This window comes from Candidatus Poribacteria bacterium (genome assembly GCA_028820845.1).
Classification (GTDB): Bacteria; Poribacteria; WGA-4E; order WGA-4E; family WGA-3G; genus WGA-3G.
Map to the genome: position 1 here is coordinate 20,798 of JAPPII010000052.1, position 6,421 is coordinate 27,218.

Consider the following 6,421-nt stretch of genomic DNA (forward strand, 5'->3'; position numbering starts at 1 on the left):
GTGCCAACACCACCGCGCGTTCGCGTCGCCTTCTACGGATGTGGTAACTTCGCGAACCGGACTCGAATCCCAAACCTATTGCAAACGAATGCCGTGGATATCGTCGCTGCATGCGATAGCAACCTTCAAACGGCACAGAAAACAGCAACGCACTTCAAGATTCCGAGTGTCTACCAAGACGCACACGAAATGCTTGACACCGAAGCGATTGACGTGCTATACTCTATCGTACCGGCGTATGTGCGCACAGACGTCGAAGTAACCGCTGCAGAAAAAGGTATCCATATTTTCAGTGAAAAGCCACAAGCAATTACCATGGAGGTCGCTCACCGAATTAACGATGCCATTCAGCAAGCAGGGGTCATCAGCACCGTCGGATTCCGTGAACGGTACCGTCCAATCTTTCAAGAAGCCCGCCGATATTTGACTGACAAGCAGATTGTACACGTCCGATTTCAGAGTTTTGGAGGTTTACCCCCTTCAACAGAGGACGGACCGAAAACATGGTGGGAAGAGATGGACAAATCCGGCGGACGTGCCTTGGATTGGGGTGTTCATGCTACCGATTACACCCGTTTTATGACTGGATTGAACGTCGTCAAATCTCAAGCATTTTATTGTGACCGTCCCACTTACGCCAACGCACTGTCCAGCAGTTTCAACTACTGCCTTGAGAACGGTGCTACGATGACATTGAGCTTTGTCTCAGCGGGACCGGGTCCAAGAGATGAACCGCGATTCACCTTCTTTTATGAAGGCGGATGTCTCGAAATTCACGGATACGACAGGATCCTCGTAAATCGTGAAGTACACTATGAAGCCGATGAGTTCGACCCGTGGCTGGAACAGGACAAAACCTTTATCCGCGCCGTCCAGTCTGAAGATGCAAGTCTTTTGTTAAGTGATTATCACGATGGGCTTTTCTCTTTAGCCCCGATTTTAGCCGGTTGGGAGTCTTCCCGTCACAATGGAAAATGTATTGACATCGCGTCGTTCATGGATGACGTATAATTTAAATGGCTGTCAGCCGTCAGCGGTCGGCTGTCAGTAAGAGGTTTCCGATGAACCAGAGTTCTCTTTACTGATGCCTGAAAGCCAACAGCTGAGAACCAATACAAAAAGGAAAAAATATGGATGCAAAATTGAAAAAGATTCAGATTACACCCATGAAATTCGACAAAGAAGGCGAAATCCAAAAAGAAGAATTCGCTACACTCACCATTGAAGTACCCATGGATAGCACATCGCAACGTGCCGCAGTCATAAATCTCTGTGAACTTCTCGACCAAGAATGGGTCGTGGTTAACGTTGAAGGTAAAACAGTTGTAGCCGTTAGTACTGCTTAATCTGTTTTTTTTACCATGTATGTCAGGGTTGATGCCGATCTAAAATTAAAGAAAAGCCTGCTTAAGGTTTAAAATGGTTGCTTAACAATTGGAAGACTGCAAGGACAACGGACGCAGCAGCTCAGATTTAATCGTTAAAAATATGAAAAAAGATTTACTTTTTACACCGGGTCCCACGCCAATCCCTCCCGAAGCACTCTTAGCGATGGCGCAACCGATTGACTACCACCGCAGCAATGCCACCGTCGCCTTAATTAAAGACGTACTCGAAAAACTCAAACACGTCTTCCAAACCGAAAACGATGTCTTATTCTTAACATCATCCGGCACAGGTGCTATGGAAGGCGCAGTCACCAATCTTTTGTCCCGTAACGATAAGGCAATCGTGATTCGGAGCGGTAAATTCGGGGAACGGTGGGGTGAAATTTGTAACGCTTACGGCGTTGAAGTTATTCCCATTGATGTCAACTGGGGAAATTCTGTTGACCCACAGATTGTAGCAGCACTCTTAACAGAACACGCCGATGTAAAAGCGGTTTTTGCAACGCTCTGTGAGACATCAACGGGTGCTTTGCACGACATTGAAGCACTGGCACGTCTGACGCGAGTTCGTCCGACTCTCTTGGTTGTTGATGCTGTCAGTGCACTCGGTGCAGACGATCTACAGATGGATAACTGGGGTGTGGATGTCGTTGTCTCCTGTTCACAGAAAGGCTTGATGACACCACCAGGTCTCGCATTCGCTGCGCTCAATCAACGCGCGTGGGACGCCGTTGAACGTTCTAATCTCCCGAAGTATTACTTAGACTACCGCAAGGCACACGAGAGTGGGTTAGAAGGTTCCGTTCCCTATACACCGGCAGTAACACTGCTTACCGCACTTCAATGTGCCTTGAATCGTATCTGGGAAGAAGGTATCCGCAATACTATCGCCCGACACAGCCGCTTGGCACTTGCGACGCGGAACGCGATTAAGGCATTAGGGCTACCGCTATTTGCAGCATCCCCGGCGAATACCTTAACCTCAATCCGACTCCCAGAAGCAATTGACGGAAAGGCGTTCATCAATCTGATGCGCGATAAATACGGTATCACTTACGCTGGCGGTCAGAGTCAACTCAGCGGGAAAATCGTTCGGATTGCACACCTCGGTTGGATGAACGAAAACGATGTGATTGTTGCTATCTCGGGGTTCGAGCGAGGTTTAGTAGAAACGGGTTACGATATTCCACTCGGCGCAGGCGTTAGTGCCGCTCAGGAAGTTTTTTAAAGAATGACTGAAACCACACTTTTTGATGCCTCCTATGAAGAACGAAAAAAACCGCTGCTGACCCAAACCTTGGAACGGCTCCGCCCTATCTATAGCAAATCGGAACTGAGCGTTCTCCGTATTGATCGCACAAGCCGCGAAGGCTTAGCACAACGTTCTGGACGCGGGTTCGTCAATCGAGACACCCTCGAAACCGTACTCGGCAATCTCTTAGAATGCGTCGCACCGGGGTCACACAACGCCCCGCATCTCCACCATCAAAACCAAAATCTTTCAGACGCAATCGAAGAGGTGGCAGACCAGTTGTATGCCATGGTTGCCCAGTCTTTTTTAGCCGTTACCGACGAAACACACCTCGGTGCCGCGCTTGAAACTGCCTTTTCACTCCTCTGGGAATTGCCACGCTTTAAAAGTCGAGCACTCTGGAACCGTTTCGCTTCCCTCAAAGACCCAGCCGTCTGGGACGCCTATCTTTTGCACACCGGCATCTCTCGGGAAAAAATCGCAGCCTTAGATTTCCGCTCCCAGATTGATGAGGCGATTCAGGAACGGACTTTTGAACCGTATCAGGACTTCCTCGGTACTTCAAACCTCGCCTCTGTTTTGGACTATCAACTCCAGTTAGTCGGTAGTACCTACCCCGGTTGGCGAATCCTTTTCTACCATGATGTGGCACACGCCCTGACGCAAAGCGCGCCCCTTGAGGAAAGCCCAGAAATCCAGAGAGTGCCAGTTCCGCTGCTACCGCGCGCGATTTCAGAACTCGCAGGACGCTACTATCAAGCCGATTTGCACCCCGAAACACAGATAGGCGATGCCAATTTCTTAGAACACCCACATCGCGGTGTAACCACCGGACAGACAGGCATTATAGGTTCTGGATGTGTTATCTACCCTTGCACCCTCGGCGGCTTGAGCGTTAAAGTTAAACAACGCCACCCCGTCATCGGTGATTTTGTTGAGATCGGTACAGACACCAGCCTGCTCGGTCCCGTTCAGATCGCTGATTACTCCACTATCGGCACGAACACCGAAATCTACGGGTTTGTCGAAATTGAGCAACGGTGTCGGATCGGTTCGTCAGTCGTTATCGGAACCATCCGCGGGGCATCAGAACACCCAGGGAAAATCCATATCGCCGACGAAGTTCGTATCGGAGACGGCACTGTTATCGAGAACACCTCAGAATCGGACCTGTTTATACCGAACCGCTCGCAGATTCCTGCGCGAAGCCACGTTGCAAACGACGGGTTCGGGTTCCCTCGATATGTTACTTAGGGCTGTCGGCTAAAAGGCAGCTCGGGTAAGTCAAAACTTCTTTAACTGATAACTGAAAACTGAAAGCGAAAAATGAGAAAAATAGAACGCGCGCTTATTAGCGTCTACGACAAAACCGACCTCTTGGAAATAGCAACTGCCCTCGCCGAGCGTGGCGTAGAAATCCTCTCCACCGGTGGCACGGCTCAGCACCTCCGAGATGCCGGTATCGACATCCTTGATGTCTCTGACTACACTGGCTTCCCTGAAATGCTCGACGGGCGGGTTAAAACCCTGCATCCCAAAATTCACGGAGGTCTCCTCGCCGAATGGGATAACACGGAACACAGTACACAAACGGAAGCGCACGGCATAAACCCAATTGATATGGTAATCTGTAACCTCTATCCGTTTGAAGCAACCGTCGCTAAACCGGACGTGACGCTCCCCGAAGCGATTGAGAACATCGACATCGGTGGTCCAACAATGATTCGCGCTGCAGCGAAAAATTATCGACACACTGCTGTCGTTACAGCCGCGAGTCAATACACACGAATTATCGCTGATTTAGATGCTAACGACGGTTGTCTTTCGGAAGAGAGACGATTTGAATTGGCGAAAGCAGCGTTCGCGCATACCGCCCAATATGATGCCGCAATTTCCACTTACCTCACTAATGTAGATTCGGAATCGGATGCAGTGGATGACTCGGTGCGGTTAGAAACCGCACCTACCGAGGTTTCTAAAGATGAATTTACGGATAGCCTAACGCTCCGTTTCAAAAAAGAACGGACACTCCGCTATGGTGAAAATCCACACCAACGTGCCGCTTTCTACAAAACCGAAACCGATCCAGGGGCGTGTGCTGCGTGGGCAAACCAACTCAGTGGACAGCCGCTCTCCTTTAACAACATCCTCGATTTGGAAGCTGCTTTGGAAATCGTTAAGGACTTCACGCAACCGGTGTGCGCCATTATTAAACACAATAACCCGTGTGGACTCGCGACGGCTGACAACCTACAAAATGCCTTCACACAAGCCTTGGAATGCGATCGGACCTCCGCTTTCGGTTCAATCGTCGGGTTAAACCGCAAAGTAACAATTCAGACCGCAAACACGATCCGAGAAGCCGCGAACGCAGGCGTGAAAATTGATGCAATTATCGCACCGAGTTACACCGAAAAAGCGTTGCGTGCCCTGTCTCGTGTCAAACGCCGACCGATTCTGGAAACAGGACCGCTTGCGACGGCACAAGGGAGTGTGCCTGCTACTATGCAAATCCGCAATGTCACGGGTGGCGTGTTGGTTCAAGACTTGGACGTTCACGAGTTGAGCCCTGATGCCTTAGAGGTTGTCACACAGCGGGCACCGACAGACGCAGAGATTGCCTCTCTACTTTTCGCGTGGAAGGCGTGTAAACACGTCAAATCTAATTGCATCCTGCTTGCGCAGGACACCCAAAGTGTCGGTATCGGCGCAGGGCAGATGAGCCGAGTAGACTCGACCATCATCGCTGTCCGAAAATCGGGTGAAAAGGCAAAAGGGGCGGTGTTAGCTTCGGATGCTTACTTCCCATTCCCTGATGGCGTTGAGATTGCGGGTGAGGCGGGGATTCGTGCCATTATTCAGCCAGGTGGTTCGGTCAACGATGCCCCTGTGATTGAAACTGCCAATGCTTACGGTATGGCGATGGTGTTGACAGGTGTTCGTCACTTCCGGCATTAAGACCCAACTCTTGCCACACATCTTGGCTAAAGCAGGAGCGTGGATTCCTAACTTAAGGGGAAATATGGTAAATTTAGAAGCAATTTGGCATCAAGTGCTAAAGGATACTTCGGTCGAACATTGTTCTATTCACGGTCCTGAGCATTGGGTACGCGTTGAAAGAAATGGTCTATACGTCGCTAAGAAAACAGGAGCGGATAAGACTATTGTGCAGCTGTTTGCAGTATTCCATGACTGCATGCGTTGGAACGATTCTGTTGACCCCGGTCATGGACGTAGAGGTGCCGAATATGCGGCTCAAATCAAGGATGAACTTATCAATATACCCTCAAGCGACTTTGACAAACTCTACTATGCCTGCGAATGGCACACGGATCAGCGGACGACAGACGATATTACAATCGCAGCCTGTTGGGATGCTGACCGGTTAGATATAGGTCGCGTCGGATACATATTAGACGACTATTTTATGAATTCCAAACCCGCCCAAGAAATCGCCAAACGCGATGACCTGAGCCCATTAGATTACATGGAGATAAGGAACTGGAAAAAACTGGCTGGTGGATCAGACGTGCCTTAATTTTCGCTCAAATGTGAAGATGGTGTAGAAGGAACATCCGATTCGCTTATACACTCCTCTCAAAAACTGGAAACTTGATAATTCTCATGTTGAACCCTCTCCAGACTAAAGTCTGGAGATTCCTTTTGTTCCTCGTGGGAACATTCTCCGCTTAGGCGGAGCAACGTCGGCATTCTAAGCGGATGCCAACGGGCGATGCCATAGTCGCCGCTACTGGGGTGCCTAAACACCCAAGATACTTTT

Annotated in this window: 7 protein-coding genes; 6 read left to right on the plus strand and 1 reads right to left on the minus strand. The window is 49.7% G+C overall.

Annotated elements, in window-relative coordinates; translation table 11 throughout:
- The 6 genes from OXN25_11310 to OXN25_11335 all read left to right on the plus strand — a co-directional run bounded on the left by OXN25_11310 (position 1) and on the right by OXN25_11335 (position 6,178).
- Positions 1 to 1,011 (plus strand): Gfo/Idh/MocA family oxidoreductase, encoded by a 1,011-nt coding sequence (locus tag OXN25_11310; GenBank protein MDE0425449.1) that lies wholly within the window; start codon positions 1 to 3, stop codon positions 1,009 to 1,011.
- A 119-nt stretch (positions 1,012 to 1,130) separates the two neighbouring features.
- Positions 1,131 to 1,346 carry a hypothetical protein gene (locus OXN25_11315; protein ID MDE0425450.1) on the plus strand — a complete coding sequence of 72 codons (216 nt, stop codon included), beginning with the start codon at positions 1,131 to 1,133 and terminating at the stop codon, positions 1,344 to 1,346.
- 142 nt (positions 1,347 to 1,488) lie between these two features.
- Positions 1,489 to 2,616, plus strand: a complete 1,128-nt coding sequence (locus OXN25_11320; GenBank protein ID MDE0425451.1) for an alanine--glyoxylate aminotransferase family protein — start codon at positions 1,489 to 1,491, stop codon at positions 2,614 to 2,616.
- A 3-nt stretch (positions 2,617 to 2,619) separates the two neighbouring features.
- The gene (locus OXN25_11325; protein MDE0425452.1) at positions 2,620 to 3,894 is read left to right on the plus strand and encodes a hypothetical protein; all 1,275 of its coding nucleotides are present in this window, start codon (positions 2,620 to 2,622) and stop codon (positions 3,892 to 3,894) included.
- Positions 3,895 to 3,966: 72 nt separating this feature from the next.
- The gene (gene purH / locus OXN25_11330) at positions 3,967 to 5,598 is read left to right on the plus strand and encodes a bifunctional phosphoribosylaminoimidazolecarboxamide formyltransferase/IMP cyclohydrolase (protein MDE0425453.1); all 1,632 of its coding nucleotides are present in this window, start codon (positions 3,967 to 3,969) and stop codon (positions 5,596 to 5,598) included.
- 64 nt (positions 5,599 to 5,662) lie between these two features.
- Positions 5,663 to 6,178 (plus strand): hypothetical protein, encoded by a 516-nt coding sequence (locus OXN25_11335; GenBank protein MDE0425454.1) that lies wholly within the window; start codon positions 5,663 to 5,665, stop codon positions 6,176 to 6,178.
- Between the two features lie 59 nt (positions 6,179 to 6,237).
- On the opposite strand, the gene OXN25_11340 is transcribed toward OXN25_11335, so the two are convergent.
- Positions 6,238 to 6,421: hypothetical protein (locus tag OXN25_11340; protein MDE0425455.1), on the minus strand; the 184-nt coding region annotated here is incomplete at its 5' end.

Excerpts from the sequence above, each read along its gene's own strand:
- OXN25_11335 (MDE0425454.1), top strand. The coding sequence starts at position 5,663 with ATGGTAAATTTAGAAGCAATTTGGCATCAAGTGCTAAAGGATACTTCG.
- OXN25_11315 (MDE0425450.1), top strand. The coding sequence starts at position 1,131 with ATGGATGCAAAATTGAAAAAGATTCAGATTACACCCATGAAATTCGAC.
- OXN25_11325 (MDE0425452.1), top strand. The coding sequence starts at position 2,620 with ATGACTGAAACCACACTTTTTGATGCCTCCTATGAAGAACGAAAAAAA.
- OXN25_11320 (MDE0425451.1), top strand. The coding sequence starts at position 1,489 with ATGAAAAAAGATTTACTTTTTACACCGGGTCCCACGCCAATCCCTCCC.
- purH (MDE0425453.1), top strand. The coding sequence starts at position 3,967 with ATGAGAAAAATAGAACGCGCGCTTATTAGCGTCTACGACAAAACCGAC.